Origin of the sequence: Cypionkella sp. (genome assembly GCF_034376685.1) — a bacterium.
GTDB lineage: Bacteria > Pseudomonadota > Alphaproteobacteria > Rhodobacterales > Rhodobacteraceae > Cypionkella.
This window is the reverse complement of the sequence record NZ_JAXMJJ010000038.1, coordinates 1-26993: the sequence shown is the minus strand read 5'-3', so window position 1 is coordinate 26993 and position 26993 is coordinate 1. Positions and strand designations below refer to the sequence as shown.

Annotated in this window: 26 protein-coding genes, 1 tRNA gene, 4 pseudogenes and 1 other annotated feature; of the genes and pseudogenes, 19 read left to right on the top strand and 12 right to left on the bottom strand. The window is 59.5% G+C overall.

Annotation, left to right across the window (positions count from 1 at the left end):
* Nucleotides 1-67: 67 nt before the first annotated feature.
* The 3 genes from U1A24_RS09065 to U1A24_RS09055 form a co-directional block, all read right to left on the bottom strand.
* A complete protein-coding gene (locus U1A24_RS09065; protein ID WP_322321657.1) occupies nucleotides 68-2002 on the bottom strand; it encodes an ABC transporter permease in 1935 nt (644 codons plus the stop codon).
* Complete coding sequence (locus U1A24_RS09060; RefSeq protein WP_322321656.1) at nucleotides 1999-3012, bottom strand: betaine/proline/choline family ABC transporter ATP-binding protein; 1014 nt, start codon at nucleotides 3010-3012, stop codon at nucleotides 1999-2001. Before U1A24_RS09060 ends, U1A24_RS09065 begins: the two co-directional genes overlap by 4 nt.
* 78 nt (nucleotides 3013-3090) lie before the next feature.
* Entirely contained in the window at nucleotides 3091-4035 is a 945-nt protein-coding gene (locus U1A24_RS09055) for an ABC transporter substrate-binding protein (RefSeq protein WP_322321655.1), read from the bottom strand.
* 177 nt (nucleotides 4036-4212) lie between these two features.
* Here U1A24_RS09055 and U1A24_RS09050 point away from each other — a divergent pair, with 177 nt between their 5' ends.
* Nucleotides 4213-4917: a response regulator gene (locus U1A24_RS09050; RefSeq protein ID WP_322321654.1), complete on the top strand. Its 705-nt coding sequence runs from the start codon at nucleotides 4213-4215 to the stop codon at nucleotides 4915-4917.
* On the opposite strand, the gene U1A24_RS09045 is transcribed toward U1A24_RS09050, so the two are convergent.
* Nucleotides 4898-7780, bottom strand: a complete 2883-nt coding sequence (locus U1A24_RS09045; RefSeq protein ID WP_322321653.1) for a sensor histidine kinase — start codon at nucleotides 7778-7780, stop codon at nucleotides 4898-4900. The two genes, U1A24_RS09050 and U1A24_RS09045, sit on opposite strands and share 20 nt — an antisense overlap.
* 56 nt (nucleotides 7781-7836) lie before the next feature.
* Between U1A24_RS09045 and torT the strand changes: the two genes are divergently transcribed.
* Nucleotides 7837-8895, top strand: a complete 1059-nt coding sequence (torT, locus tag U1A24_RS09040; RefSeq protein WP_322321652.1) for a TMAO reductase system periplasmic protein TorT — start codon at nucleotides 7837-7839, stop codon at nucleotides 8893-8895.
* Between the two features lie 131 nt (nucleotides 8896-9026).
* Here torT and U1A24_RS21695 read toward each other — a convergent pair whose 3' ends face one another.
* The 3 genes and pseudogenes from U1A24_RS21695 to U1A24_RS21685 form a co-directional block, all read right to left on the bottom strand.
* A complete protein-coding gene (locus U1A24_RS21695; RefSeq protein ID WP_416136384.1) occupies nucleotides 9027-9272 on the bottom strand; it encodes a hypothetical protein in 246 nt (81 codons plus the stop codon).
* A gap of 223 nt (nucleotides 9273-9495) precedes the next feature.
* Nucleotides 9496-9549, bottom strand: a pseudogene (locus tag U1A24_RS21690) (hypothetical protein); the annotation flags it as partial.
* Nucleotides 9550-9675: 126 nt separating this feature from the next.
* Nucleotides 9676-9783 (bottom strand) — a sequence feature (AL1L pseudoknot).
* A 121-nt stretch (nucleotides 9784-9904) separates the two neighbouring features.
* Nucleotides 9905-10105: pseudogene (locus tag U1A24_RS21685) on the bottom strand (IS3 family transposase); the annotation flags it as partial.
* A gap of 142 nt (nucleotides 10106-10247) precedes the next feature.
* On the opposite strand from U1A24_RS21685, the pseudogene U1A24_RS21680 reads away from it, so the two are divergent.
* The 5 genes and pseudogenes from U1A24_RS21680 to U1A24_RS09010 form a co-directional block, all read left to right on the top strand.
* Nucleotides 10248-10376, top strand: a pseudogene (locus U1A24_RS21680) (IS3 family transposase); the annotation flags it as partial.
* Nucleotides 10377-10772: 396 nt separating this feature from the next.
* Nucleotides 10773-11261 (top strand): paraquat-inducible protein A, encoded by a 489-nt coding sequence (locus U1A24_RS09025; protein ID WP_322321651.1) that lies wholly within the window; start codon nucleotides 10773-10775, stop codon nucleotides 11259-11261.
* Nucleotides 11228-11866 (top strand): paraquat-inducible protein A, encoded by a 639-nt coding sequence (locus tag U1A24_RS09020; protein ID WP_322321650.1) that lies wholly within the window; start codon nucleotides 11228-11230, stop codon nucleotides 11864-11866. Before U1A24_RS09025 ends, U1A24_RS09020 begins: the two co-directional genes overlap by 34 nt.
* Before the next feature lies 1 nt (nucleotide 11867).
* A complete protein-coding gene (locus U1A24_RS09015; RefSeq protein WP_322321649.1) occupies nucleotides 11868-13955 on the top strand; it encodes an intermembrane transport protein PqiB in 2088 nt (695 codons plus the stop codon).
* A gap of 1 nt (nucleotide 13956) precedes the next feature.
* Nucleotides 13957-14517, top strand: coding sequence for a PqiC family protein (locus tag U1A24_RS09010; protein ID WP_322321648.1), 561 nt, complete (start codon nucleotides 13957-13959; stop codon nucleotides 14515-14517).
* 275 nt (nucleotides 14518-14792) lie between these two features.
* On the opposite strand, the pseudogene U1A24_RS09005 reads toward U1A24_RS09010, so the two are convergent.
* A pseudogene (locus U1A24_RS09005) lies at nucleotides 14793-14894 on the bottom strand (IS5/IS1182 family transposase); the annotation flags it as partial.
* 188 nt (nucleotides 14895-15082) lie between these two features.
* Nucleotides 15083-15157: transfer RNA gene (locus tag U1A24_RS09000), tRNA-Thr, on the bottom strand.
* Between the two features lie 137 nt (nucleotides 15158-15294).
* Between U1A24_RS09000 and U1A24_RS08995 the strand changes: the two genes are divergently transcribed.
* Genes U1A24_RS08995 through U1A24_RS08985 form a run of 3 tightly spaced genes read left to right on the top strand, consistent with a single transcriptional unit; the run spans nucleotide 15295 to nucleotide 17239 of the window.
* Nucleotides 15295-15486 carry a hypothetical protein gene (locus U1A24_RS08995; protein ID WP_322321682.1) on the top strand — a complete coding sequence of 64 codons (192 nt, stop codon included), beginning with the start codon at nucleotides 15295-15297 and terminating at the stop codon, nucleotides 15484-15486.
* An 11-nt stretch (nucleotides 15487-15497) separates the two neighbouring features.
* Nucleotides 15498-16766 (top strand): UDP-N-acetylglucosamine 1-carboxyvinyltransferase, encoded by a 1269-nt coding sequence (murA, locus tag U1A24_RS08990; protein WP_322321647.1) that lies wholly within the window; start codon nucleotides 15498-15500, stop codon nucleotides 16764-16766.
* Nucleotides 16763-17239, top strand: a complete 477-nt coding sequence (locus tag U1A24_RS08985) for a DUF2948 family protein (protein ID WP_322321646.1) — start codon at nucleotides 16763-16765, stop codon at nucleotides 17237-17239. Before murA ends, U1A24_RS08985 begins: the two co-directional genes overlap by 4 nt.
* Nucleotides 17240-17268: 29 nt before the next feature.
* On the opposite strand, the gene U1A24_RS08980 is transcribed toward U1A24_RS08985, so the two are convergent.
* A complete protein-coding gene (locus tag U1A24_RS08980) occupies nucleotides 17269-17442 on the bottom strand; it encodes a hypothetical protein (RefSeq protein ID WP_322321645.1) in 174 nt (57 codons plus the stop codon).
* 499 nt (nucleotides 17443-17941) lie between these two features.
* On the opposite strand from U1A24_RS08980, the gene U1A24_RS08975 reads away from it, so the two are divergent.
* From U1A24_RS08975 to U1A24_RS08940, 8 genes are all read left to right on the top strand, one after another.
* The gene (locus U1A24_RS08975; RefSeq protein ID WP_322321644.1) at nucleotides 17942-19222 is read left to right on the top strand and encodes an ABC transporter substrate-binding protein; all 1281 of its coding nucleotides are present in this window, start codon (nucleotides 17942-17944) and stop codon (nucleotides 19220-19222) included.
* A 112-nt stretch (nucleotides 19223-19334) separates the two neighbouring features.
* Nucleotides 19335-20303: a sugar ABC transporter permease gene (locus U1A24_RS08970; RefSeq protein WP_322321643.1), complete on the top strand. Its 969-nt coding sequence runs from the start codon at nucleotides 19335-19337 to the stop codon at nucleotides 20301-20303.
* Complete coding sequence (locus U1A24_RS08965; RefSeq protein WP_322321642.1) at nucleotides 20300-21133, top strand: carbohydrate ABC transporter permease; 834 nt, start codon at nucleotides 20300-20302, stop codon at nucleotides 21131-21133. Before U1A24_RS08970 ends, U1A24_RS08965 begins: the two co-directional genes overlap by 4 nt.
* 4 nt (nucleotides 21134-21137) lie before the next feature.
* Entirely contained in the window at nucleotides 21138-22139 is a 1002-nt protein-coding gene (locus tag U1A24_RS08960) for an ABC transporter ATP-binding protein (protein ID WP_322321641.1), read from the top strand.
* A 66-nt stretch (nucleotides 22140-22205) separates the two neighbouring features.
* Nucleotides 22206-22991 (top strand): ThuA domain-containing protein, encoded by a 786-nt coding sequence (locus U1A24_RS08955; RefSeq protein WP_322321640.1) that lies wholly within the window; start codon nucleotides 22206-22208, stop codon nucleotides 22989-22991.
* A complete protein-coding gene (locus U1A24_RS08950; protein ID WP_322321639.1) occupies nucleotides 22991-24049 on the top strand; it encodes a Gfo/Idh/MocA family oxidoreductase in 1059 nt (352 codons plus the stop codon). The genes U1A24_RS08955 and U1A24_RS08950 overlap by 1 nt, the downstream gene beginning before the upstream one ends.
* A 117-nt stretch (nucleotides 24050-24166) precedes the next feature.
* Nucleotides 24167-24343 carry a CTP synthetase gene (locus U1A24_RS08945; protein ID WP_322321638.1) on the top strand — a complete coding sequence of 59 codons (177 nt, stop codon included), beginning with the start codon at nucleotides 24167-24169 and terminating at the stop codon, nucleotides 24341-24343.
* 60 nt (nucleotides 24344-24403) lie between these two features.
* The gene (locus tag U1A24_RS08940) at nucleotides 24404-24892 is read left to right on the top strand and encodes a cytochrome b (RefSeq protein WP_322321637.1); all 489 of its coding nucleotides are present in this window, start codon (nucleotides 24404-24406) and stop codon (nucleotides 24890-24892) included.
* A gap of 72 nt (nucleotides 24893-24964) precedes the next feature.
* On the opposite strand, the gene U1A24_RS08935 is transcribed toward U1A24_RS08940, so the two are convergent.
* Nucleotides 24965-25738: an alpha/beta fold hydrolase gene (locus U1A24_RS08935; RefSeq protein ID WP_322321636.1), complete on the bottom strand. Its 774-nt coding sequence runs from the start codon at nucleotides 25736-25738 to the stop codon at nucleotides 24965-24967.
* 96 nt (nucleotides 25739-25834) lie between these two features.
* Here U1A24_RS08935 and U1A24_RS08930 point away from each other — a divergent pair, with 96 nt between their 5' ends.
* Entirely contained in the window at nucleotides 25835-26206 is a 372-nt protein-coding gene (locus U1A24_RS08930; RefSeq protein ID WP_322321635.1) for a hypothetical protein, read from the top strand.
* On the opposite strand, the gene U1A24_RS08925 is transcribed toward U1A24_RS08930, so the two are convergent.
* Nucleotides 26203-26993 (bottom strand): DUF817 domain-containing protein (locus U1A24_RS08925; protein ID WP_322321634.1); only part of this gene is annotated, 791 nt, incomplete at its 5' end. The genes U1A24_RS08930 and U1A24_RS08925 overlap by 4 nt on opposite strands.

Genomic DNA, 26993 nt, shown 5'->3' with positions numbered 1-26993 from the left:
TCTGGGTGTGCCATGTAAGGTGCTTTTTGATGGCGTGACTCGGTGCAATATGCGTCACTGTCCTCTTTCAAATTCCCAGTGCGCGTTTGCGGGCCTCTGACCAGCGGGTGATCAGATGATCCGTCATCAGCCCCATGAAGGCGACGGCGAAACCCAGCACCAATCCTTTGCCCACATCGGTCGAGGATAGAGCGCGCTGCATTTCTTGCCCCAGATCTTGCGTGCCGATGAAGGCCGCGATGATCACCATGAACAGCGAGAACATCACCGATTGGTTGGCACCGACCAGCATGGTTGGCAATGCCATTGGCAGGCGCACATGCCACAGCACTTGGCCCCACGTAGCTCCACTCATATCGGCCGCCTCAATCATTTCCGGCGGCACGTTGCGCAAGCCCTCGATGGTGTAGCGCACCAGCGGTACGGCGGCGAAGACCACCACAGCGGCGACCACCGCCACATCATTGACGCCGAACAGCATGATGACGGGGATCAGATAGATGAAGCTGGGGAAGGTCTGAGCGGTGTCACAGGCCAAGAGCATCCGGGCCGCACGCGTGGAATTGCGCGCGCCCCAAATCGCCAAGGGAATGGCAAAACTGGCTGCTATCGCCACGGAAATGCAGACCATGTAAACCGTGATCATCGCTCGGTCCCACCAGCCGGATGCGGCAATCAGGCCAAAATAGGCGACGCAGATCAGCGCCGATCGCAGCCCTCCGATGGCCCAGCCTAAGGCCGCCAACAGCAAAAGCACGGCGGTGAAGGGCAGCCAAAGGTAGGCATCCCGCATCGGGATCAACACCCAAGTGATCAAGAACCACCGCAGCCAGAGCGTGACAGGGGTGATCAGGCGGATCACCTGATCCATCAGCGCGTCTATAGGGCCTGCTACAGACAGAGCCTGCTTGCGCTCGACCTCGAGAAAATACGGAAAGAAATGCGCCAGCACAAAGCCTACGGCGCAAAGCGCCAGCCAGATCACCAACAGCCGGTTGCGCGTGATCCAGAACGGGCTTGCTTCCTCGTGCACAGGCAGACGCAGCGCCCAAGCCTTGGTCAACCTGTCCAGCGTGACCGCCAGCAAAACAATGGTCACGCCAATCTCGACCGACAGGCCGATTTTCAGCGATTGCAGCAGTTGCAGCAGCTTCTGCCCTAAGCCCGGCATCCCGATGAAACTGGCCAGCACCACCATTGCCAGGCATTGCATGATAACCTGGTTGACCCCGATCAGAATCTCGGACCGAGCGGTGGGGATACGCGCGCGGGTTAGCAACTGCCAACGGGTCGCGCCTGACATCTTGCCCGCCTCGATCACCTCTTCCGGCACTTTCTTCAATCCCAGCAAGGTCATGCGGATCATTGGCGGCACCGAGAAAATAATGGTGACAATCGCGCCGGCTTTCGGCCCCACCCCGATGAACACCACGACCGGGATCATATAGGCAAAATGCGGCAGGGATTGCGCGATGCTGAGTATCGGGTTCAGCACCCGCTCAAACCGCGGCGACCGCCAGGCCAACACGCCCAGCACAAGACCGAGTGTGACCGAAAACGGCGCGGCGACGACAATGACCGATAAGGTCTCCATCGCCCATTTCCATTGCCCCATCAGCGCGATCCAGACAAAGGTACCGCCGCTGATCAGCCCCAGACGCCAGCCTTTCAGCGCATAGCCTGCCATGAAGGCGGTGACGGCAATGACGCTCCACGGGATCGGTCCAAGGTTGGGCCAACGGCTTTTGCCGTAAAGCAGGTTGGCGGTGACGTTCAGCAACCATTCCACCACATCGGAAAACGCCCGCGTCACCGCCATCAAGCCCAGATCGTTTTGCAGGAAAGCAAAGGCCGCGTTGATCCAATCAGCGAAGGGCAGCACCAGCCATTCCGGCGGGCGGATCATACCCTGCGGCAGTATCGCCTTGCCAAGCATCAATGCCACTGCCAGCGCCAGCAGAAGTTTGGCGGTGCTGGCAAAGCGCGCAGACCGCCCGATCACTGTGCATCCCCAAGCAGCACATCGAGCGCCTTTTGCCGCAACACCGACCCGATCACTGCGCCCTTTGCGTTGACTACCGGAATTTCTATGCGCGGGTCCGAGATCAGTTGCCGTGCCAGATCACGGATGGTGCGATGCGCGGCAATGGGTTCACCTAAGGTGGGAGAGGTCAGTGGCCTTGCAAGACTGCCGATATGCACCACACGGGCGCGGTCAATTTCGGAGGTGAACTTCGCCACATATTCCGTGGCCGGATGCAGCACGATCTGGTCGGGGGTGTCGCATTGTTCAACCCGACCATCTTTCATGATCGCGATCCGGTCAGCCAGACGCAGAGCTTCGTCGAAATCGTGGGTGATGAAGATGATCGTCTTGTTCATCATCGCCTTCAGCCGCAGAAATTCATCCTGCATCTCGCGGCGGATCAATGGGTCGAGTGCCGAAAAAGGCTCGTCGAGAAACCAGATGTCGGGCTCGACCGCCAAGGATCGCGCGATGCCAACGCGCTGCTGCTGGCCGCCGGAAAGCTCGCGCGGGAAGTAATCCTCACGGCCTTTCAGGCCAACCAGTTCCAGCATTTCGCGGGCACGGGCGTAGCGGGTACTGCGATCCTGCCCGCGCATTTCCAACGGGAAGGCGACGTTTTCCAGAACCGAGCGATGTGGCAGCAGGCCAAAGCTTTGAAACACCATACCCATCTTGCGACGACGCAGGTCGATCAGTTCGGGTTCAGACAGGGTCGCGATATCGCGGCCTTCCACCGTAACCGAACCACCGGTGATCTCGATCAGCCGCGACAGACAGCGCACCAGCGTCGATTTGCCGGAACCCGACAGCCCCATGACAACCAGCATTTCCCCACGCCGGATCTCCAGATTAAAATCGCGCACCGCATGGACATAGCCTGCCTGCGACAGACCGGGATCGGCCTTCAGCTGCGCTAGATGCTGCGCCGGGTTCGACCCGAAAATCTTGTAGACATTGCGGCAGGTGATAACGCTTTCCGTCATGCGGGAACCTCGATCTTAGGCAAAGGGTCGGCCCACCCGGCAACGCGCTGGATGGGCCAAAGACTGCGGCTGTACGGCTTAGTTCAGCCACGCTTTCCAAACGTCCGGGTTGGCATCCATCCACGCCTTTGCGGCGTCTTCCGGCTCCATCCCGTCGATATCGACCAATTTGGCCATCTCGGCGATCTGCGGGTTGGTCAGGCTGACTTTGGTCAGCGTGGCATAGGCGGCTGGCCATTTGTCTTTCATGCCATCCCAAGCGGCAATTTTCAGATAGCCGTTGGCCGGGTTGCCGCAGTCATAGGTTTTGTCAGGGAAAGGCCCGACCGAGGGGTCTTCGTTGCAACCCGGCACCCATTCAGGGAAATTCACAAATTCCCCCGGCCAGACCGCTTCGGCAAAATTTGGCGTCCAGTTGAACACCACGATCGGCGTCTTGGTCTTTTCGGCGGCACCAATCTCGGCCCAGATCGCGGCGGCAGAGCCTGCATTGACCACGGCGAAGTTCATCCCCAAGGCGTCAACCTTTTCCTGATCATGCTTCAACCAATCCACCGGACCGCCCAAAAAGCGGCCTTTCTCGCCGGTTTCCGGGGTTTTGAACAAAGCCGCGCAATCGTTCAACGCTTTCCAGTCCGGCAGACCGGGGCAGGCTTCTTTCGTCCAAGCAGGATACCACCAATCCTCGCGCGTGATGGCGTTATGGGCACCTGCGGCGTGAATGCCACCTTTGGCCACGGCGGCGTCAAACGACGCGCCAAACGCGCCTTCCCAGACTTCCACTTCCAGCGACGCGTCGCCCAAACGAATGGATTCGTAGACCGCCTGACTGTCGGTCGTGACATATTCCACGCTGTTGCCCATCGAGGTGAAGACATCACCGACGACATGGCTCATCACGATCTGGCTGGACCAATTGTGCAGCGGGATCATGATCGGATCGGTCGAATCCTGCGCCCAGACGGCGGGGGCCAGCAAAGCCAGTGCAGTCGCCCCGGCCAGCAGTGTTTTCATAGATTTCATGGTGCATCCCTGTTGGATATCCGCGCCTGTGCGCAGTGTTTCGCGGGAAATTTACGGCCTTCCCTGCGACTCAAGGCTAGGGATGGGTTGTGAATGCGTCAGACCCCCGCGATGAACGGACTCGCATTGTTTGTAAAAAATTGTTAACAGGGGGAAACACACCAGACGGAAGGGCCGATGGCGTCCAAACCAGCGCATATTGTCATTGTCGAAGACGAGCCGGTGACTCGCAGCACTTTGGCGAGCTATCTGGGCTCGTTCGGCTACCGCGTCTCGGAATGTGACACGGCGGAGAAGGCTGAGAAAATCCTTGCACAAAACACCGCTGATCTACTGATTGCTGACATCAATTTGCAAGGCAAAGACGGGCTGGAGATTACCCGCGAACTGCGCGCGCGCTCGGAAATCGGCATCATCTTGTTGTCAGGCCGCACCGATGATGTGGATCGCATCGTCGGTCTGGAGCTTGGCGCGGATGATTATGTCTGCAAACCGTTCAATCGGCGCGAGTTGCTCGCACGGGTGAAAAACCTGTTGCGGCGTACCACGGCGATGCGGGCGATGACTCGGCGGGTATTTCATTTCAACGGCTTCAGCTTTGATGTGGCCTCCCGGCAGGTGACGGATGCCACGGGTCAGGCGATTGTGCTGACGCGGGCGGAATACGAATTGCTGCGGGTTTTCGTGACCAATCCGGGGGCGGTTATGGACCGGGATCGGCTGATCATGGCGATCACCCACCGGCAAGATGGCACCAACACCCGTACCATCGACGTCTTGGTGCAACGGTTGCGGGCGAAATTCGGCGATGACCCCAAAGCCCCTCGGATATTCACCACGTCACACGGCGAAGGCTATGTGTTCACTGCGCAGCTTGATTAAGGCTGGGATCAAGAATAGCCAAAGCCGTCTCGATAGCCAAACGACTTTCCTCGGCGAGTATTGGCATTTGCTGGATGCAAATCTCCAGTTGTGATGACGCGCCAAGTTCAGCCAAGGCCTCCATCTGATCCAGATGCGCGACCAAAGTCGGCAGAGCAAAATTACCCACCGCGCCTTTCAGGTGATGCGCCGCCTGCGCCAATGCCATCCAATCGCCGGGCCCTGCGGCGGCGTTGATAGCCAGCAGTCCTTTCGGCAATCTGTCCAGAAACATCCGCGCCAGCCCGCAAGCACGCTCCGCCCCCATATCGGAGGCCAGATCGAACAGAACATGCCGATGTGGAACCACTTCAAGCAGCGCGACAGAGAGCGCCTCGAACGACAGTGGTTTCGGCAAAACCGCTGACATACCTGCCTGCAGATTTTCCAGCCGATCCGCTTCCTGCACATGCGCCGAAACTCCGATGATCGGCAGGCCCGCAATCCGTTGATCCGCCATCGCCCGGATCATCCGCGTCGCCTCGGTGCCAGACAGACCCGGCAGGTTCACATCCATCAGGATCACGTCAAACTTGGCATCCTGCAGCACCGACAATGCCGCCTCAGCCGTTCCAGCCACCTGCACCTGATGCCCCATATCCTCCAGATAGGTCTGAATAACCATTTGATTGATATCGTTATCCTCTACCACCAAAGCTTGCAATTTCCGACCATCGGACTGAACCGGCACATCCACGACATCAGCGGGCAGGTCTGCGGCTTGACCTGGGCGGAACCGGGCCTCCAGAGTGAACACCGTCCCGGCACCGGGCGCACTTTGCACGGTCAGTGTCGCCCCCATCGCATCGGCAAACCGCCGACAAATCGCAAGCCCCAATCCGGTGCCGCCATAATGCCGCGCGGTCTGCGCATCCTCTTGTTCGAACACGCCAAAAATCCGCTCTTGCGAGGCTTCGGCAATGCCTTTCCCGGTATCGCTGACGGCAAAGATCAAGACAAAGCCGCCCCCATCGTCCCGCGACGTAACGCTTAAGCCAACTTCGCCCTGCTCGGTAAATTTCACCGCGTTGGAGACCAGATTGAACAGGATCTGCCGCAGTTTTCCCATATCGCCCACCACTGCGGCGGGCAAAGCGGCGGGCACATCCAGCCGTAGCATCAGGCCTTTTTCCTGTGCGCTCGGGCCCATCAACCCGACAATATCGCGCAACAAATCAGCTGGCGCGAAGGTCACTTCCGCCAAAGACGCAGCCCCGGCTTCAATCTTGGAGTAATCCAGAATATCGTTCAAAATCACCATCAACCCCTCGCCCGAGGCATGGGCCGCGCGCAACTGGCGCTGTTGGCGCAGCGATAACCCATCGCGCCCCAGACTGCGCAACATGCCCAACACACCATTCATCGGGGTGCGGATCTCATGGCTCATCATGGCAAGGAATTCTGATTTAGCGCGATCCGCCGCCTCGGCCCGGTTACGCGCCTCGGCATGGGCGCTGACCTCGCCGCGCAACTGCTTGGTCTGCTCGGCCACCAAAAGCTGCAACTCAAGCCGGTGGCGGCGCAGCTCGGCCAGGTTCTGATCGCGCTCAGCTTCCAGCGCATGGTTCTCAATGCCTTGCAGGCGGAACACCTCGACCGCGGCTTCCATTTCCGCGATCTCATCGGTGCCTTGCGGGGTGATGCGCCCGACCGCTTCGCCATCGGCAAGCCGCGTCATCGTGGCCGACAGCGCATCCAGACGCCGGGTGATGTTGCCGCGCACATAGATCCAGACGACCGCCATGGAAATCAACAAAGCCGCAACCGAGCCCCAGACGTAAAGCTGCTGCGTGGTGCGGATCGCCGCACTGGCTTCCACCCCCGCCAAAACTGCCCGCCCTGTGATCTGATCGGCAAGCGCCTGCGCCTCGCGCTCCAGCCGCACCGCCGCCGCGCGCACGTCGCTTTGCGCCCCCGCGATCAGGCGATTGAGATCAAGAATGCCTTTGGTCAAACTGAACATGTCAGCCGCATCCGGTGGCGGTGCCGCGCTGGGTCGGATCATCTGCAACAGCGCCAAGGCGCGCTCGGCCCGGATCGGATCATTCACTGACAGAATACGGCGCGTCACAATGTCGATGCGGAACTGCAACTCTGCCTGCACCTGCGCAAGCTCTGCTGGGTTTTGCACCGTCGCAATCCGGTTCAGCAACAACCCAACTTCACCGATATGCGAGCGCATTTCAGACATCTGACCTTGGCGGAACAGATCGACCTCGATCAGCTTATCCAACGTATCCAAGCGCTTATCGGTGTCTGGCCCCGCGCCTTCCAGATCATACAGGCTGGAGATAACCGCCGAGGTCCCCATTTGCGCATTTGCCACCAGCGTATCGGCAATTTCCAACAACTCGGTCGTGGCGATCAGACCCGCATGCAGCCGCGCGCCCTGTGCTGCGATGGCGATGATGCGGTCCTGCACCAATCGGTCAAGCCGCGCGATACCGCTGCGCACGTCGGCTCCGGCTTGCTCAAGCCCCAATGGAACGCCATCTCCCGTGCCTTCATAGCGCGCAACCCGCTGTTTCAGCGCATCGGCCTGCGCAAACAGATAACCCGCACGTTCGCGCCGCGCCGCTTCCGTGGTGACGGCCGCAAGTTCAGGCGCGACGACGACGATACGGCTGATTTCCTCGGTAAAACCTCGCACTTCGGAAATCGCCGGAATGGTTTCCTTGATGACATTGGTTTGGTTGCGCGCAACCTTCTGCAACTCGATCCAACCCAGAACCCCGGTCAGAGTCGGCAAGCCCGCGATGACCAGAAAGGCCATCAGCAGCATACGCCCCAGACTGACGCGCGATGGGCTGGACTTGTGCGACATCTTCCGTAACCCTACCCCTGATCTGACATCAGATTACAGGGGATGGAAGCAAAGGCATGAGATTTTTGCGACACGTCCTGTTTGCGGCGATTGCTGCCGTCACCATCCAACCCGCAAACGCCGAGTCTTGGCAACTGGATGTGCCGACCGTGCCGTTTGATGATGACAGCCAAACCCAGCCTCTGCTTTACCATCCGCTTGATCACGCCGCCAAACCATGGCGACTTTGCGTGCTCTATCCGCATCTGAAAGACGCCTATTGGCTTAGCGTCAACTACGGCATGGTCGAAGAAGCCACCCGGCTCGGCGTGTCCTTCGATCTATACGAGGCAGGCGGCTACCCAAACCTCGCCCGCCAGATCGAACAGGTGAAAGCTTGTGGCAAGCGCAATATGGATGCGCTGATCCTTGGGCCAGTCTCCTATAATGGCCTGTCCCCGGCTGTTCTGGAGATTGCGCAACAGATGCCCGTCATCGCTTCGGTGAACGACATGGACGATGCAGGCATCTCTGCCAAATCCAGCGTGCCTTGGCGGGAGATGGGCGCGGCGGCGGGGCGCGCTATAGCGGCGCGGCATCCAAAGGGCGGCCCTGCGGTCAAGCTGGCATGGTTTCCCGGCCCCAAAGGTGCCGGCTGGGTGCATTTCGTCGAACAAGGGTTTCTCGAGGCCCTTGCCGACAGTTCCGCCCAGATCGTCGCCACCCGCTACGGCGATACCGGGATCGAGCAACAGGTGCTCTTGGTCGAAGATGTGCTCGACCGCGTACCCGAGGTGGATTACCTCGTCGGCAGCGGTCCGATGGCCGAGGCTGCCGTTTCGATCCTGCGCGCGCGCAATTTGACAGGCCGGATCGGCGTCGTCTCAACTTATGTCAGCCACGGCGTTTATCGCGGCATCAAGCGCGGGCGCATTCTGGCAGCCCCGACCGATTTCGCCGTTCTTCAGGGGCGCTTGGCGGTCGAACTTGCGGTGCGCGCCATCGAAGACAATCTGACGATCCGCCATGCGGGGCCGCGCATCGTCACCTTGACGCTCGAAAACATCGACGAGGTCGGCACACAGGAGACCCTCGCCCCAGCCTCGTTCGTTCCGGTGTTCCAAGTAGCGAACTGACCCAGGCCGATCGCAAAGCATGTTGATTGGTCAGGCAAGGTCCGCCTACGTGGAACTACAGCTTTGGACAGCAGTGGCGAAGCTGTTTTAGGATTTTGAACCGCGCCGGGTTTGCCGGAGGCTGATTGGTCTTAGTTGCGCGGCCATGGCTTCGGTTTCCAGAGCTGCGTAGAAGTTTGCTTCGGCTTTGGCGGGCGGTTGAATCCGCCCTGGCTGCCACGGTTGCTGTGGTGAACCAGTCCGATGTCCTTGGTCGGGCAGCGTTGATAGACGGCCTTTTCGAGGGCGCCGAGGACGAAACCGGCATGCGCCGAGGTGCCGACGAGCCAGCCGATGATTTTGCGGGCATAGGTGTCGATGACGAAAGCGACATGCACGAACCCCTTCCAGGTGGCGACATGGGTGAAATCCGATACCTACAGCATGTTCGGCGCGGGTATCCGAAACTGGCAGTTCACGTTGTCCAGCCATTGCCGGCAGGCGCATGCAAATCATGCGGCCGAGGGGGCACGGCAACTTCTTGTCAGGGATCATCGTCTTGTGCGGCTTGCCCCGGATAACCCCTTGAACACCCACCGCCTTCATCAGTCTGGCGACCGTGCGGCGGGCAACGTCAAACCCTTCGCGTCGCAACTGTCGCCAGACCTTGCGCACACCACAAACCTACCAGTTCGCATCGAACACGCGCTGAATCTCCGGCCGAAGCGCCTCATAGCTCTTGGCACGATCAGACAGCCGCGCCGGATCGGCACGCTTGGCCAGGTGGTCATAGTAGGTGGCAGGGGCGATCGGCTGCAGATCGGTTCGACCTCGCGCGCATCCCGATGCGCGTCGATGAACGACACCATCACTTCGACCGGCGGTCGAGTTCCCGTTGCCGAGCGGGCGAATGCATGCATTCGCCGAGAGGGGCCATCGCAAAGTTTGCGTGGGCCTTGCGAAGGATCTCGTTCGCCTGGCGCAGTTCGCGGTTCTCACGTTCTAGTGCTTTCATCCGTTCAGCCATATCGCTGGAGACGCCCGCGAGCTTGCCGCAATCGACCTCGGCCTTCTTGCCCCAGTCGTTCAGAGTCTGTGGTGCACAGCCGATCTTCGCCGCAATCGACATGTTCGCCTGCAAACCCGCCCCGTGCTGCCCCTCAGTGCCGAGGACCAGCCGCACCGTACGTTCGCGCACTTCGGCGGAAAACTTGTTCGTGGTGTTGCTCATGATGCTCCATCCTACTCAAGAGTTGGAGCATCCGGTAAACCCGGCGCGGTTCAGGTCCCCGGACCGTCGAGATGCTGGCGTCGGTGATCAGGCAAACCGACCGAAAACGGCTTCATCGAAGCTTTAAGAAGCTTTAAATAGTGAGCCGAGATTTGAATGCCTCACAGCCTACTGGTTCATGAGCCTTGCAGTTGCAGTCGAAAAGCTGGAGGGTTGGCACAGACACTACAACGGCGATAGCCTACACAGCGCCTCGGATACAACCTCCTGAGCGCGCTATACTCTCCTGAAGATGCCGCCGCCAACCTGTCGTGGTGACCAAGGCTGCAAAATCCTGCTTCCGGCGGTCCAAATTTGGGTATCAGATCATAGGTTGGGCTTGCTCTGCACCAAACTGAGAGATTGTCCGGGGGCAGAGCAGACTCCAAATCATTCTGCGACCGACAGTTGATTGGCTTTGCGCGTGGCGTCGGTTTAGGATGCAGGGATGAATGTCGCGCCTCAACCCATTCCCCGAAATCTTTCCGATCTAGATGATCAGGCGCTGGCCGAGTTGGTGGCGTGCCCGACCTGTGACACATTGCATCGCCTGGTTGCGGTGGCTCCGGGGCAAAAGGCGCGGTGTCGGCGGTGTCACTCGGTGTTGTTGGCGCCTCATAACAGCGCGATGACCAAGATCGTCATGCTTGCCCTGACCGCCACCGTGTTGATGGCGGCGGCGATTTCGTTTCCATTTCTGACGTTGGAAGCGCGGGGGTTGACGCAGAAAAACTCGGTCATTGACGCCATCCTTGCGTTTTCTTCCGGGCTCATGTTGCCCTTGTCACTGGTGACCGCCGGTTTGATCGTGGTCTTGCCGCTGATGCGGCTGGCGGCGATCCTATATGCCTTGACCCCAATGGCGATTGGCTGGGCGCCCGCAAAGGGTGCGCTTCAGGCGTTTCGGCTGGCCGAAACCCTTAAGCCTTGGGCAATGGCCGAAATTTTTATCGTCGGAGTGGCCGTTGCACTGGTCAAAGTGGCAGGCTTGGCTATCTTGACGATTGGTCCTGCGTTCTGGGCGTTTACGGCGCTGGTCTTGATCACCGTCTTGAATGATAATTTCATGTGTAGGTTGACGATATGGCGCACGCTAGAGGATCGCAGACCCGACTGATAACCGCGCGTGCGGCGGGTTTGATCGCCTGCCGCACCTGTGGGCGCGTACATCAGGCGGAGACTGAGCTTTGCCTGCGCTGTGGCCAAGTGCTCAGCAGTCGGGATGAGACCAGTTTGCAACGTGTGTGGGCTTGGCTGCTTGCCGGCTTTATGGCCTATATCCCGGCCAATCTTTACCCGATGCTGGAGACGACGACGCTGGGCAAGACCCAATCCAACACGCTGCTGGGCGGCGTGGTCGAATTGGTTCTGCACCAGTCTTATGCGGTTGCAGCCATCGTGTTCGTCGCCAGTATCGTCATTCCGATCGGCAAGTTTGTGGCGATTTCCTATCTGGCCGTGCAGGTGCAGCGCCCGGACAGACATACGGTTCATCTGAAACACCGGATGCTTGAGGTGGTCGAGTTCATTGGCCGCTGGTCGATGATTGATGTCTTCGTGGTTGCGCTTTTGTCTTCGCTCGTTCAACTGGGCACGGTCGTCAGCGTCAAGCCCGGCATAGCGGCGATCAGCTTTGCCCTGTCGGTGGTATGTACCATGTTGTCAGCGATGAGCTTTGACAGCCGACTGATCTGGGATACCGACTCGAAGGATAGCGTGTAGCGTGACTGACCTCGCCCCCCCTGAACTTGAAATCGAGCCGCCGCGCCACTCGCCTTGGCGCAACCTCTCGCTGGTTTGGCTGGTGCCTGTGCTGGCGCTTATGGTGTCTTTGGGCATCGCCTGGAAAAACTACAGTGATCGCGGCACCTTGGTCACGATCACTTTTTCCACCGCAGCCGGGGTGCTGCCGGGTGAGACCACGTTGAAATACCGCGAGGTCGTCATCGGCACGGTAGAGAATGTGCAGTTTACCCCCGATCTGCAAAGGGTGATCATTTCCGCTCGGGTCCAGAAGGATGTTGCGGCGACCCTGCCGTCGGACAGTCAGTTCTGGGTGGTGCGGCCCAACGTCACCGCCAACGGCATCACAGGTCTGTCGACGGTGCTCTCGGGGGTTTACATCGAGGGCGCTTGGGAGCCTGTATCGAACTCGAACGTGCGCAGCTTTGCCGGGTTGGAGGCAGAGCCAATCGTGCGCCCCGGCCGTCAAGGCACCCGCATCACCCTGCGCAGCAAGAATGGCTCGCTGCTGCCGACGGGGGGGCCGATCATGTTCAACGGGGTGGAAGTCGGCAAACTGGATGTGCCACGGATCACCGACACCGGCGACAGTGTCTTGGTTGATGCCTTTATCAACGCGCCCAACGACAAATTCATCACCACGGCAACGCGGTTCTGGGACACCTCGGGGTTCTCGGTGAAACTGGGACCAAGTGGCGTTGCCTTGGATGTTTCCAGTCTGGGATCGTTGTTGCGTGGGGGCATCGCCTTTGACACCACCTTTAGCGGCGGTGAGCCGATCAATGACAGCACGGTGTTCAATCTGTTTGACGATGAAGACTCTGCGCGGCAGAGTATTTTCACCCAGATCGGCGACAATGCCGTGCCGTTGGCGGTTATTTTCACTGGCTCTGTCAACGGGTTGGCGGCAGGTGCTCCGGTGGAATACCACGGCTTTCGCATCGGGCAGGTCACCGGGATCAACGCCTTCATCGAACGCACAAGCGGTGGCGGTCGTGTGGTCAAATTGCGCACCGAGCTTGAGATTGACCCGCAGGCGCTGGGGTTGGACGAAAGCACAGGCAAGTCTGAGGTGATGGCATTTCTGGGTGATGCGGTCGACAAAGGCCTGCGGGCACGCCTGGCCAACACCAGCATTTTCAGTGCTGCGCTGAAGATCGAACTGGCAGAACTGCCGAAGGAACCTTCGGCTGCGATGGTCGTCGGTTCCGACATGGTGCCGGTGCTGCCCAGTGTCGTATCGGATCTGCCTGATCTGAACGCCACAGCGGATGGGATGCTGAGACGCATCAACGGCTTGCCGATTGAAGAACTGATGCAGCAAGCCATTTCCCTGATGGCCTCTATTGAGGCGGTAGCGGGATCTGAGGATACCCGCGCAGCCCCCGGCGCGCTGGTCAAACTGCTGGACGATGCCAGCGGGCTGATCAACAAGGACGACACCCAAGCCATCCCAACGGAATTGCGTGGCGCGATTGCCGATTTGCGCGCGGTGATTGACGATCTGCAAAAGCGTGGCGCGACAGAGAAATTGGCCACATTGTTGGACAATGCCAACAAGATCGCGGCCAATCTGGATGAGGCGTCCAAGGACTTCCCGCAACTGGTGGAAGACCTGCAAGAACTGGCGGCCAAGGCCAAGGCGCTGAATGCGGAAGAGTTGATCGACAGCACCACCAAGCTGATCCAGACTGCCGATGGCGTCATCAGCACCGATGCCATGAAGGCACTGCCTGCGGATCTTTCGGCGGCATTGGTGCAAGTTCAAGCCGCGTTGAAAGAGCTGCGCGAAGGCGGCGCGGTCGAAAACGTCAATGCCGCTTTGGCCTCGGCCAAGACGGCGGCGGAATCGGTGGCGACGGCCGCGGATGATCTGCCGAAGCTGACGGCAGAGCTGGACGCGCTGGTTGGCAGGGCCAATGCGCTGATCTCGGCCTATGGTGCGAAATCCGACTTCAACGGCCAAACTCTGCAGCTTTTGCGCGAACTGCAAACCGCCGCAAAGGCCGCAACGCAGCTTGCCCGCACCATCGAGCGCAATCCCAACTCTCTGCTGATCGGACGTTAAGATGCACAAGACCTTGATCATTTTGCTCGCTCTGGCCAGCCTGACTGCCTGCGGCGATAAGAAGGCGCGCTTCGAGATCCCTGCGCCAACAGCTGCTACCGAAGCGCGGTTGCGCGTCAGCAGCATTGAGGTGCGGGATGTGTCGCTGCCCGCCTATGCCTCGGCGTCCGAGATTGTTGTCGAGGACGCTGCGGGCGCGCTGCGTCCGGTGCCCAAGGCGATCTGGGCAGATGATCCCGCGCGCGGTGTCACCGGGGCTTTGGCGCGCAGTCTGGAGGCGGCCTCCACGGCCAATGTCGCAGCCGAGCCTTGGCCGCTGAACACCGAGCCGCAGGCACGCGTGCAGGTCCGCATTGATCAGATGAGCGCCAGGGCCGATGGCAGCTTTTATCTGGAAGGGCAGTTCGCAATATCCTCATCCAGCGGCGCTGTCTCTGACAGCCTGAACCGCTTTGCGATTTCAGTTCCGATGGCCGATCTGGCTCCAGCCTCCGTCGCCGGGGCGACTGGGGCGGCGCTGGATCAACTGGCCGCCAAGATCATCGCAACGTTGAAGGGTTAAGCCGCAGCATGTGATCGTCGTGAGGGGTGGTTGAGACCGCGAGCGGTGCCCATTGTGATGATTGGTGGCCAAACGAGGACCAGTTTGGGAGACGACAATCTCATGTGGGGGGGCGTTGTGACCTTCGGGGGCATGTTATACTTCGCGTTTGCACCTAGAGCATCCCGTTAGCATTCGGATTTCTGCCCCGATCAGAGCTTCTTCCAACTGCGTGTCGAGGTCAGGCGCAACGCATTGCCCTCTGAATGGTTTACCTGCAAACCATTCAGAGGGCCGCGCTCATCGAGCAGTTTGAAGCACCGCATTCTGGTCTCCACCTGACTTTGTAGGTGATACGCGCTACAGCGCCGTCAGATGGTGCGGCCGAGGCGGTGTGTTTAAAGGACAGTGTCGTTTCTCGTCTTGCCACCAGAAGAGGGCATCCACGCTATCAACAGAACCCAAGGTGCGGGGATGTTTGGTGCGACGGGCCATTTGCAAAGCTATAATTCAGCACTCTGGCGAAGACCGAAGCCGATCTAAGCCGTTAATAGCATATATCTTATTGATCTGAAATAAGGAAATATGGTGCTGCAAGGGAGGATTGAACTCCCGACCTCTCCCTTACCAAGGGAGTGCTCTACCACTGAGCTACTGCAGCGCCGGATGCTGCGGCACCGTTCGGAACCGCTTGCGTGGCGGCTGAATAGACGCGTTCGCAGCAGGGTGCAAGAGCAAACTGGCGGATTTTTTGGCAAGCTTGCTGGACGCTTCGGCGGCCCTGTATTAGAAGGGCACATGCGTGAAAAATCTGATGATATTGGCCAGACCAAGCCCAAATCCCAACGTGAGATCGAGCGCGAGGCGCGCTTGAAGCTGGCGTTGAAGGCGAATATGGGCCGCAGGAAGGCGCAGGCGCGGGCAAGGTCGGCCGTGGATTCGGATAGCCCTGATGCGGGCCAGATCGACGATAACAACAAAAACGAGTGAGGCTTAGGCAGATGGATTCGATTTTGGTCAAAGGCAATGGACCGCTGAACGGGGTGATCCCGATTGCGGGGGCAAAGAATGCCTGTCTGACACTGATGCCCGCGACATTGTTGTCAGAGGAGCCGCTGACGCTGACCAACGCGCCGCGACTGTCCGATATCGCAACGATGACGCAGCTTTTGCAATCGCTTGGCGCAGAAGTTGCCAGCATGCAGAATGGCCTTGTGCTGGCAATGTCGAGCCACAAGATCGACAACCACACCGCCGACTACGACATCGTGCGCAAGTTCCGTGCCTCTATCCTAGTGCTGGGCCCGTTGCTCGCGCGGGATGGGCATGCCGTGGTGTCATTGCCGGGGGGGTGTGCGATTGGCGCGCGTCCGGTGGATTTGCACCTGAAAGCGTTCGAGGCGATGGGGGCGGAGCTCGATCTTCGCGATGGCTATGTCCATGCCAAGGCTCCGGGTGGCCGTTTGCGTGGTGCGGTGGTGGAGTTCCCGTTCGTCTCGGTGGGCGCGACCGAGAATGCTTTGCTGGCGGCGACTTTGGCGAAGGGCACCACGGTTCTGAAAAACGCCGCGCGCGAGCCGGAGATCGTCGATCTCGCGGTGTGTCTGCGCCGGATGGGCGCGCAGATCGACGGCGAAGGTACCAGCACGATCACCATTCAGGGCGTTGACCGTTTGGGTGGCGCGACCCATCCGGTGGTGACGGACCGGATTGAACTAGGCACCTACATGTTGCTGCCAGCGATTTGTGGCGGTGAGGTCGAATGTTTGGGCGGCAAGATGAGCCTTGTCGGTGCATTTGCTGAAAAGCTTGATGCGGCTGGGGTTTCGGTGGTGGAAACCGAACGCGGGCTGAAAGTGACGCGCAAGAATGGCCGCGTGCGCGCAGTGGATGTGGTGACAGAGCCGTTCCCCGGTTTCCCGACCGATTTGCAGGCCCAGATGATGGCATTGCTCTGCACCGCTGACGGGGTTTCGGTGCTGGAGGAGAAGATCTTCGAGAACCGCTTCATGCACGCGCCAGAACTGGTGCGGATGGGTGCAAAGATCGATGTGCATGGCGGTCATGCCACTGTGACAGGTGTGGAAAAACTGCGCGGCGCGCGGGTGATGGCGACGGATCTGCGTGCCTCGGTCTCGTTGATCCTGGCCGGGCTTGCGGCAGAAGGCGAAACCGTGGTGAGCCGGGTCTATCACTTGGATCGCGGCTATGAGCGGGTTGAAGAAAAGCTGCGCGGCGTGGGCGCGCAAATTGAACGGATCAGCGGATGAGCGATGCGCGGTTTGAAGACGGCGACGAGCAACCGCTGCGACTGATTGCGCAGGATGGCGAAGGGCTGGCAGTGATTGCCACGCTTTTGCAGGATGCGGTATTTCCGATCACCGAGATGTCGCTGGTGCGGCAGAAGCGGCGGTTTGCGCTGATGTTGAACCGCTTCCGTTGGGAATACCGTGAGGCCGCCGAGAAGACTGGTCGTCAGTTTGAACGGGTGCAAAGCCTGCTGGTGTTTGAAGATGTGCTGGCGGTGCGCAGTCAGCACATTGACCGAACCGCGACCGATACGATCCTGTCCTTGCTGGATATCAGCTTCTTGCCGGGCGAGGATGGCACCGGGTTAGTGACGCTGGTGCTGGCAGGAGGTGGGGCGATTGGCTTGCAGGTGGAAGCGCTGGACGTCACCCTGCGCGATGTCACGCGGCCCTATCTGGCACCTTCGGGTAAGGTGCCAGAGCACGGCGCGTAAGGCGCGGCCCCTGCTTTAAGCGCTGGGGTTTAGTCTTTCGGCCCGTTGGTATTGATCACCACGGAATTCTTCGTGCTGGGCGTCGCCACGGCGGGCTTGGCCTTGTCTTTCTTCGGCTTTTTCACGTTCTTGCCGGGTTTGCTCATGCCCTTGGCCATTTGGTTTTCCTTACAAGCGGCGGCCATCCGTTTGGCCTCGGTCATCATGCGCCTTTACGGGCGCAAACCCAAGCCCATTCGCGGCGGGTGGACAGATCTGGCAGTGATCTGACCCAGGACGTATTCAGCGGATCTGTGGGAAATTCATATCGCTTTTAGTTCGATTGGCGCGAACTGGCCCCGAAACGGCTCCTTCCCATGTCTGTGCGGTTAGGCGGGCTAGTTTGTGGTGAAACCACATCCTCTTATGTAAAAACAAGGGTTTACAGAACATTCTCCGAAGGGGTCATGCTGCGGTGCCGCAGAGAAATGCGGCGGCGCAGCTACTGCGCACGGAACTGGTATGCTAAGTGCCGCACCAAATGATGCGTGCCCTGACTGTAAATTTGAAAGCGCTTTGAGGCGAGAATCGTTGACGAATTGGCACGGTTCGGGCTAGATCGCCTGCAAACGCTTCGGGAGGCCGTCTTAGCCAAGTCGGAAAGGAAGCGTTTTTAACAGGGAAGCGTCCATGTGGCGCAATCAAAATTTAGGGAGGAAATCCATGTCCTTTGGATTCAAGAGCCGCGCGCTGCGGTCGGCCGCTGTTGTCGCGCTGGTCAGCGCGCTTGGCACGCCGATGATGGCAGAAGAAATCTTCTATGTGTCCGGCTCCGTCGGCAAGGCAGTTGAGAATTTCAAAACGCTGGTGAAGCCGTGGGAAGATGCCACCGGCAATACGGTGACGATTGTGCCGATGCCGGCTTCGACCTCGGACCAGTTCGGTCAGTATCGGCTTTGGCTGGCCGCCGGAGCAGCCGATATTGACCTGTATCAGACCGATGTGATCTGGGCGCCGCAGTTGGCGGATCACTTTGTGGATATGGCCGAAGTCGCCAAAGATCTGGCACCGACACATTTCCCCTCGATCATCGAGTCGCAAACCGTCGGCGGCAAGCTTGTGGCTTTGCCGATCTTCACCGATGCACCTGCACTGTATTACCGCAAGGATTTGCTGGAGAAATACGGCGTTGCGGTTCCGAAAACCTGGGATGAGCTGACGGCGGCTGCGACCACCATCCAAGAGGGTGAGCGGGCGGCAGGCAAGGGTGATTTTTGGGGCTATGTCTGGCAGGGCAACGCCTATGAAGGGCTGACCTGCGATGCGCTGGAATGGGTGAAATCCCACGGCGGTGGCCAGATCGTTGAAGCCGATGGCACAATCTCGATCAACAACGAGAAAGCCATCAAGGCGCTGGAAACCGCAGCAGGCTGGGTTGGCACGATCTCACCATCCGGCGTGCTGGCTTACGGTGAAGAAGAATCGCGCGGTGTCTGGCAGACCGGCAACGCGGCCTTCATGCGCAACTGGCCCTACGCCTACCAGTTGGGCAATGGCGATGATTCAGCGGTCAAGGGCTTGTTCGACGTCACCACGCTGCCAGTGGGCGCCGAAGGTGATACCTCAGCTGCAACTTTGGGCGGCTGGAATGTGGCCGTTTCAAAATACTCCAAGCATCAGGACGTGGCGATCAGCCTAGCGCTGTATCTGGCTGGGCCCGAGGCGCAAAAGGCACGGGCAATTTCGGAATCGGCGCTGCCGACCATCGTGGCTTTGTATGATGACGCCGACATTGCTGCAGCTCAGCCAATCATCCCGCAGTGGAAAGAAGTGTTCCTGAACGCGGTGCCACGTCCGTCGGCCCCCACGCTCGGCAAGTATAACGAGGTGTCCTCGAAATTCTGGTCGGCGGTGCACCAAACACTGTCGGGGAACGGCTCGGCTGCCGACAATCTGGCAGGACTGGAAGCAGATCTGGCCGACCTGAAGGGCGACGCCTGGTAATCCTCCCGATATCGGGCACGCCTTGAGGATGGGCGGCGGCACAGCGCTTTAGCCAACCGCCGCCCATCTTTTGCGCTCGACCTCATAGAAGGTCGTCACAGGGGGGAAATACATGACAGCTTCAAAAACTGCCATTGGGCGGGAAAGTGGCCTGAGCCTGCAACAGCAGCGCCAGAGATCCGCGTTCTGGTTCCTGGCGCCGATGCTGATCGCGCTGTTTTGCGTGGCGGCTTGGCCTTTGCTGAGAACGATCTGGTTCTCGTTTACCGACACATCGCTGAACAGTCTGTATGGCGGCAAGTGGATCGGTTTTGACAATTATTTCAAGGTGCAGACCCTGTCCAACGGCACGGTGCGCTATCGGGGGACGTTGGTCGATCCGGCGTGGTGGAACGCGGTGTGGAACACCGTGCGGTTCTCGGTGGTCTCGGTGGCCTGTGAGACAGTGCTGGGTCTGATCGTGGCGCTGGTGCTGAATGCCGAGTTCAAGGGCCGTGGCTTTGTGCGCGCCGCGATCCTGATCCCTTGGGCGATCCCGACCATCGTTTCGGCGAAAATGTGGGCCTGGATGCTGAACGACCAATACGGCATCCTGAACGATATGGCGCTAAGCCTCGGGCTGATCAGCACCAAGATCGCATGGACCGCGAACTCTGATACCGCGATGTATGCGGTGTTGATGGTGGATATCTGGAAAACCACGCCGTTCATGGCTTTGCTGTGCCTCGCAGGCCTGCAAATGGTGCCGCGCGATATCTATGAGGCGGCGAAGATCGACGGCATTCATCCGGTGAAAGTGTTCTTCAAGATCACTTTGCCGTTGATCCGTCCGGCGCTGATGGTGGCCGTGATCTTCCGCATGCTTGATGCGCTGCGGGTGTTCGATCTGATCTATGTGCTGACGCCAAACTCGGCGGCGACCAAGACCATGTCGGTGATCAGCCGCGAGAACCTGATCGAGTTCGACAAATTCGCCTACGGCTCGGCACAGTCGACGCTGCTGTTCGCGATCCTGGCGATATTCGTCTCGCTGTATATCTGGCTGGGCAAGGTTGATCTGTCTGGGGAGGGCGGCAAATGACCAACAACAAGTTGTTGAAATCCGTCGCCTTCTACGCGCTTGTCGTGGTGATCGTGGTGTTCTCGATCTTCCCGTTCTACTACGCGATTGTCACCTCTTTCGCGACCGGAACGGCGCTGTTTGAGACCAATTACTTCCCAAAATCCTTCGATTGGGCGAACTACGAAGCAGTCTTGGGCGGGCGGACATTCCCGCGCAATATCCTGAATTCGGTGTTCGTGGCGACGACGACAGTGGTGTTTGCACTGTTCCTCGCAGTGACGGCATCCTACGCCCTCGCACGGGTGCGGTTTCGTGGCCGGGGGCTGCTGCTGATGACGATCCTTGCGGTGTCGATGTTTCCGCAGATCGCCGTTCTTGCCGGGTTGTTCGAACTGATCACCTATCTGGGCCTGTTCAACTCTCCCTTCGCGTTGATCTTGTCCTACACGATCTTCACGCTGCCGTTCACGGTCTGGGTGCTCACCACCTTCATGCGCGATCTTCCAGTCGAGATTGAGGAAGCCGCGATTGTCGATGGTGCCACGCCGTGGATCATCGTGACCAAGGTGTTCTTGCCGCTGCTGTGGCCCGCTTTGGTCACCACGGGGCTCTTGGCCTTCATCGGGGCGTGGAACGAATTCCTGTTCGCGCTGACCTTCACCTCGTCCGAGGTGACACGGACAGTTCCGGTGGCGATTGCACTGCTTTCCGGCGCGTCGCAGCAGGAAATCCCTTGGGGCCCGATCATGGCAGCAAGCGTCATCGTGACGGTGCCGCTGATCATCCTCGTTCTTATCTTCCAACGCAAAATCGTCGCGGGTCTGACCGCAGGCGGCGTGAAGGGCTGAAAAAATGGCAAAAATCGAACTGAAGAACGTGAAGAAGTCCTATGGCGCGGTGGATGTGATCAAGGGCATCGACCTGACCGTCGAGAAGGGCGAATTCATGGTGTTTGTCGGGCCATCTGGCTGCGGCAAGTCTACCTTGCTGCGGCTGATCTCGGGGCTGGAAGAAATCTCATCCGGTGACATGCTGTTTGACAATGAACGGGTGAACAATGTGCTGCCCAGCCAGCGCGGCATCGCGATGGTGTTCCAGTCTTACGCGCTTTACCCGCATATGACCGTCTACGACAACATGGCTTTTGGGATGAAACTGGCGAAGGCCAGCCCTGAGGATATGAAAAAGCGGGTGATGGAGGCGGCGAAACTGCTGCAAATTGATCACCTGTTGGAGCGTCTACCGAAGCAGCTTTCCGGCGGCCAGCGCCAGCGCGTCGCGATTGGCCGCGCGATTGTGCGCGACCCTCGGGTGTTCCTGTTTGACGAGCCGCTCTCAAACCTTGACGCGGCTTTGCGGGTGCAAACCCGGTTGGAAATCGCCAAGCTGCACCACTCGATGTCGGATGTGACGATGATCTACGTCACCCACGATCAGGTTGAGGCGATGACGCTGGCTGACCGTATCGCCGTGCTGCGTGATGGCCGGTTGGAACAGGTGGGCTCGCCTGCCGAGCTGTATGAGCGCCCGAATTCGATCTTCGTCGCGGGCTTTATCGGCAGTCCGAAGATGAACTTCCTGACCGGAAAATTCGCCAGCGATCACGGCTGCACCACCTTGGGCATCCGCTCGGAGCATATTGACGTGGTTGAGGGCGGTCTATGGACGGGGACGATTGTTCATGCCGAAGATTTGGGCAGCGACAACTATCTGTTCGTTGAAGTGGGCTCGGATGAGCCTTTGATCGTGCGTCGCGAAGGTAAATTGATCATGAAAGTGGGCGATACCGTCTCGCTTTCGCCGAAGGACGGCCAGTTGCACAAGTTCGATGAGAACGGCAAGCCGATCCGCTGAAATTCTGAAAAACCATCCGGTCGCACCCCTGCCTTGGGGTGCGGCAGCTTAGAGAAGGAGCATGCCATGAGCATCCGCGTCACCGTTTGGGGCGAGAACGTCCACGAACAGAAAAACAAAGTCGTGTCAGGGATTTACCCGCTGACCATGCATGGCACGATTGCCGCGAGCCTGAACAAATCCGAAGGCATTGCGGCGACCACCGTGACCTTGCAAGATGCCGAACACGGGCTGACAGCCGAGAAACTGGCCGCGACTGATGTGCTGATCTGGTGGGGCCACGCCGCACACGGCGATGTCGATGACGCGATTGTCGAGCGGGTTTGCAACGCAGTTTGGGGCGGTATGGGGATCATCTTCCTGCACTCCGCCCACTTCGCCAAACCGTTCAAACGCCTGATGGGCGCGCCATGTAACCTGACTTGGCGTGAGGCGGGCGAGCGCGAACGCCTGTGGGTCACCAGCCGTCAGCATCCGATTGCAGCAGGTCTGCCGGATCATTTTGAGCTGGAATATGAGGAAATGTATGGCGAGCCGTTTGGCGTGCCGGAACCCTTGGAAACCGTGTTCGTCAGCTGGTTTGCGGGCGGCGAAGTGTTTCGCTCTGGCCTGACCTACAAGCGCGGCGCGGGGAATATCTTCTACTTCCGTCCGGGGCATGAAACCTATCCGACATATCACGACGCCAATGTGCAGCGGGTGGTCTCGAATGCGGTCAAATGGGCGTATAACCCGAATGCACGCATCGCCAACCCCGGTGACGCACCAAACACCCCCGTCGATAAGGCGCTAGAGCCGATCACCGAGCGCGGGCCGCGGCTTCACCATGATGGCGAGGCGGGGTATCGGTAATGGCGAAACCCGTTCGTATTCTGATCCTTGGCACCGGCGGCATGGCTGCGAACCATGCCGACAGTTTCAAGGCGATTGAAGGCGTCACACTGGTTGGCGGCATCGACACGCGCCCTGTGCAACTGGCGGAGTTCTGTGATCGCCACGGCATCGCCGGGCGGTTTACTTCGATTGAGGAGGCGATTGCCTGGGGCCAATTTGACGCTGTCACCAACGTGACCCCGGACGCAGCACATTATGCGACAACCTTGCCGTTCCTGGCGGCAGGCAAGCATGTGCTCTGCGAAAAGCCGCTGGCAACGTCCGAAGCGCAGGCCGATGCGATGGCTGAAGCTGCCGCGAAGGCGGGCGTGGTGAACATGGTCAACCTCAGCTACCGCAACGTGGCCGCCTTGCAAAAGGCGGCGGCGATGGTGCGCGAGGGGGCGATTGGCACGGTGCGGCATTTTGAGGCGAGCTATCTGCAAAGCTGGCTGACCCAACCTGCTTGGGGCCACTGGGACAAAGAAAGCCAATGGCTGTGGCGTTTGTCGACCAAGCACGGCTCGAAAGGGGTGTTGGGCGATGTCGGCATCCATATCCTTGATTTCGCAACCTTTATCGCCGGACAAGCGGCGATCGAGGTCTCGTGTCGCCTCGCCACTTTCCACAAAGCCCCCGGCGATCAGATTGGCGAATACCCGCTAGACGCCAATGATTCTGCCACCATGCAGATCGTGCTGGAGAATGGGGCACTGGGCACGGTGGCCGCGACGCGCTTTGCTTCTGGCCATCTGAACGACCTGCGCTTGCGGATTTATGGCGACAAAGGCGGGCTGGAAGTGTGCTGGGAGAAGAACGAAAGCACGCTGCGCGCTTGTCTTGTGGCCGATATGCAAACCGGAATCTGGCATGACGTTGAAGCGCCGGTCCTAGCCACGATCTACCAACGCTTCATCGCCGCGATCCGGGGCGAGGGCCCCGCAGATCCCGATTTCGCGCGGGGTGCGGCATTGCAACGCCTGCTGGATCGGGCGGAGCAATCGGCGGGCAAAGCCGGGCTTAGCCTTCGGGTTTGACCCGGCTTTTTCCGCCGCAAGCGGAGGCGCCCCCAGCGCCTCCGCTTGATCCGTATCAAGGCGAGTCGATCGGTCGCGTGACAGGTTGTTTTTGCAGACACTGCAAGGAGCCAGATCATGCCACGCCTGATGATGATACTTTTCTCGATGGTCTCGACGACCCTGATGGGGGTGGGCGTGATCATTGCCTTGACCACCGGATTTGTAACTTTGAAGCCAATCCTGCTGGCGGCGGCCATTGGCTTTGCGCTGGCGTTGCCAGTGTCGTGGCTGATTGCGAAACAACTGGCATAAGGCACGACGGAACCTCACGCGCGCGGCGTATCAGCTTTGGCAGTTTTGAAAGGATACCGCATGTCGACCCTCAAGGGCTATTCCGTCACACAAATTGCGCTGCATTGGATCGTTGCGGCTCTGATCGTGTTTCAGATGATCTTTGGCGACGCGATGGGCAGCGCATGGCGGGCAGTTCGAGAGGGGTTGGCGCCAGATATGACCCTCGCGGTTTGGGCGCATATCATCGCCGGCATCGCGGTGTTGCTGTTTGTCGTATGGCGGCTGGCCCTGCGCTTCACGCGCGGTGCGCCAGAGGCACCTGCGGCTTCGGTGATGATGATGCAGGCGGCGAAATGGGGACACCGGGCGCTTTATGCGGCGATGGTGCTGGCGCCGATCTCGGGGCTGATGGCATGGTATGGCGGCGTCGAATCCGCAGCCGAGGTGCATGAGTTGTTCAAGCCGGTGCTGATCTTGCTGGTGCTGGGTCATGTTCTAGCAGCATTGTATCACCAATTTATCCGCAAGGATGGGCTGCTGTTGCGGATGAAGCGCCCGTTGGACTAAGGCTCGCGGCCCGCGGCAAACCGGAAAGTCAGATTTTCCGTGCACGATTTTTGGTGCAAAAATCTGCGTGGCTCAGGCGTTCAGAAAGACCTGCACCGCTTGCTCAAACTCACGCGGACGTTCGGCGTGGAGCCAATGGCCCGCACCGGGCAGCTTGGCGAAATGTGATTTCGAGAACAGGCTGCGGATGGCGTCGCGATATTCTGGCTTGACGTAATGCGACAACGCCCCGGTCAGGAATAGGGTGTGGCCCTCAAAGCGGCCTGTGGTGCCCGGCCAGCCGACGATCAGCGGCATCTGATCCTCCAGCACATCAAGGTTCAGCCGCCAGACTGGCGGTTGCGCTTTAAGATCCAGAGATTGCAGGAAAAACGCCCGCAGCGCAGGGTCGTTCACAGTGGCGCTGAGCCTGCGATCAGCTTCACTCCGCGATGTCAGACCGTTCAAGTCCAACGCGCGCATCGCGGCGATATACTGGGTTTGGTCATGCGTGTAGGCCACAGGCGCGATGTCAGCCACCACCAGCTTACGCACCAGTTCGGGCCGGGTCAGCGCCAGTTGCATCGCCGCCTTGCCGCCCATCGAATGGCCCAGCACATCCATCGGCGCGCCCAGGGACATGACCACCTCTGCCAGATCGCCCGCCATATCGGGATAGCTTTGCGAAGATGCCCTTGGGCTTTGACCATGATTACGCATGTCGACCACATGTACGGCGCGCCTGTCGGCCAAATGGCGGGCGATCACACCCCAGTTGCGGGCAGAGCCATAGAGCCCATGCACGATCAAGACATCGGGTAGGTTGGGGTCGGCTGCGGTGGCAGGATAGGTGGTTGTTGCAAGCATGGTGTCTTGATAGCGCGGACATATTGTTTCGACCAGACCAGTTGAAGCCAATCTGTGGTGGCGGTAAGGTCCGGCGATATCACAAGGATGCGCAGCATGACCGGAGTGCCCCTGCAACAGATGGCCGACCGTGTGGCAGCACTGATGGAAGACCGCTTGCGGGTGCGCGGTCAGGGCCTTGGTGAAAAGCTGCGCAAGGGCGGGCGCTTGTTGCCGCGCCGGGTGCGCGCGGCGGCAGAGGTTTTGCACACAGGTGCCACGATGGCGCAAAACCCCAAGCTCTGGGCGCAGGTCGATCAACAGTCGGTGGCGCAGGCCTATGATACCTGTGTGCGACATCTGAACGGCGTCGATGGCGGAGATCGCCGCAAGGGGGCTGTGCTTGGGGTTGCGGCCTCGGTTGCGTTTTCCGTTCTGGCGGTGGCGGCGCTGCTGGTTATCGTGCTGGCTTGGCGCGGGTTTGTCTAAGCCCGCCGCAGGGCTTGGCGGCTGACCAAAGTGACGGTCGCGAAAGCCACATAGAGCAGCAAGTACCACGAGCCGATCTTGGCAAAGCTGACCCAATGCTCGGGGCGTTGGCCGGAATAGAGCCAGGTTCCGGTGGCTGTGCCGATATTCTCGGCCACCCATAAAGCGAGGCTGGAAAAGAACGCGGCCAGCGGCATCGGCATCCACCATTCCTTGTGCGAGATGCGAAACCAGATCCGGGTGCGGCCGTATAGCAGCACTGTCGCGACAAACAGCACAACCCGGATATCGGGCAGAAAATGGTGGGTGAAGAAGTTCATATAGATCGCGCCCGCCAGCAGAAAGGTCAGCCACAGCGGCGGATAGGGAGCAAAGCGCATCTCGAAGATACGAATGACGCGGGCCATATAGCTGCCGACCGAAGCATACATAAAGCCTGAAAACAGCGGCACACCTGCCAGTTTGAACAAGCCGAGCTCGGGATAGATCCATGATCCGGCATGGGTTTTGAACAGCTCCATCGCGGTCCCGGTCAGGTGAAACAGTAGAATGACGCGGGCTTCCTCCCAGGTTTCCAGCTTGAACCAAAGGAAAACAGCTTGCGTCACCACGGCGAACAGGAACAACGCGTCATAGCGCTGCAACGGCCAGTCGGGTTGCCAGATGGCTTTGGTCAGCAGAATCGCCAGCAGCAGCAACCCACCGAACAGGCAGGCCCAGCCTTGCTTCAGCACGAACATCACCAGTTCCGCCAACCCGAACGGCAGCCGCGCGCGAGCCCAATCGC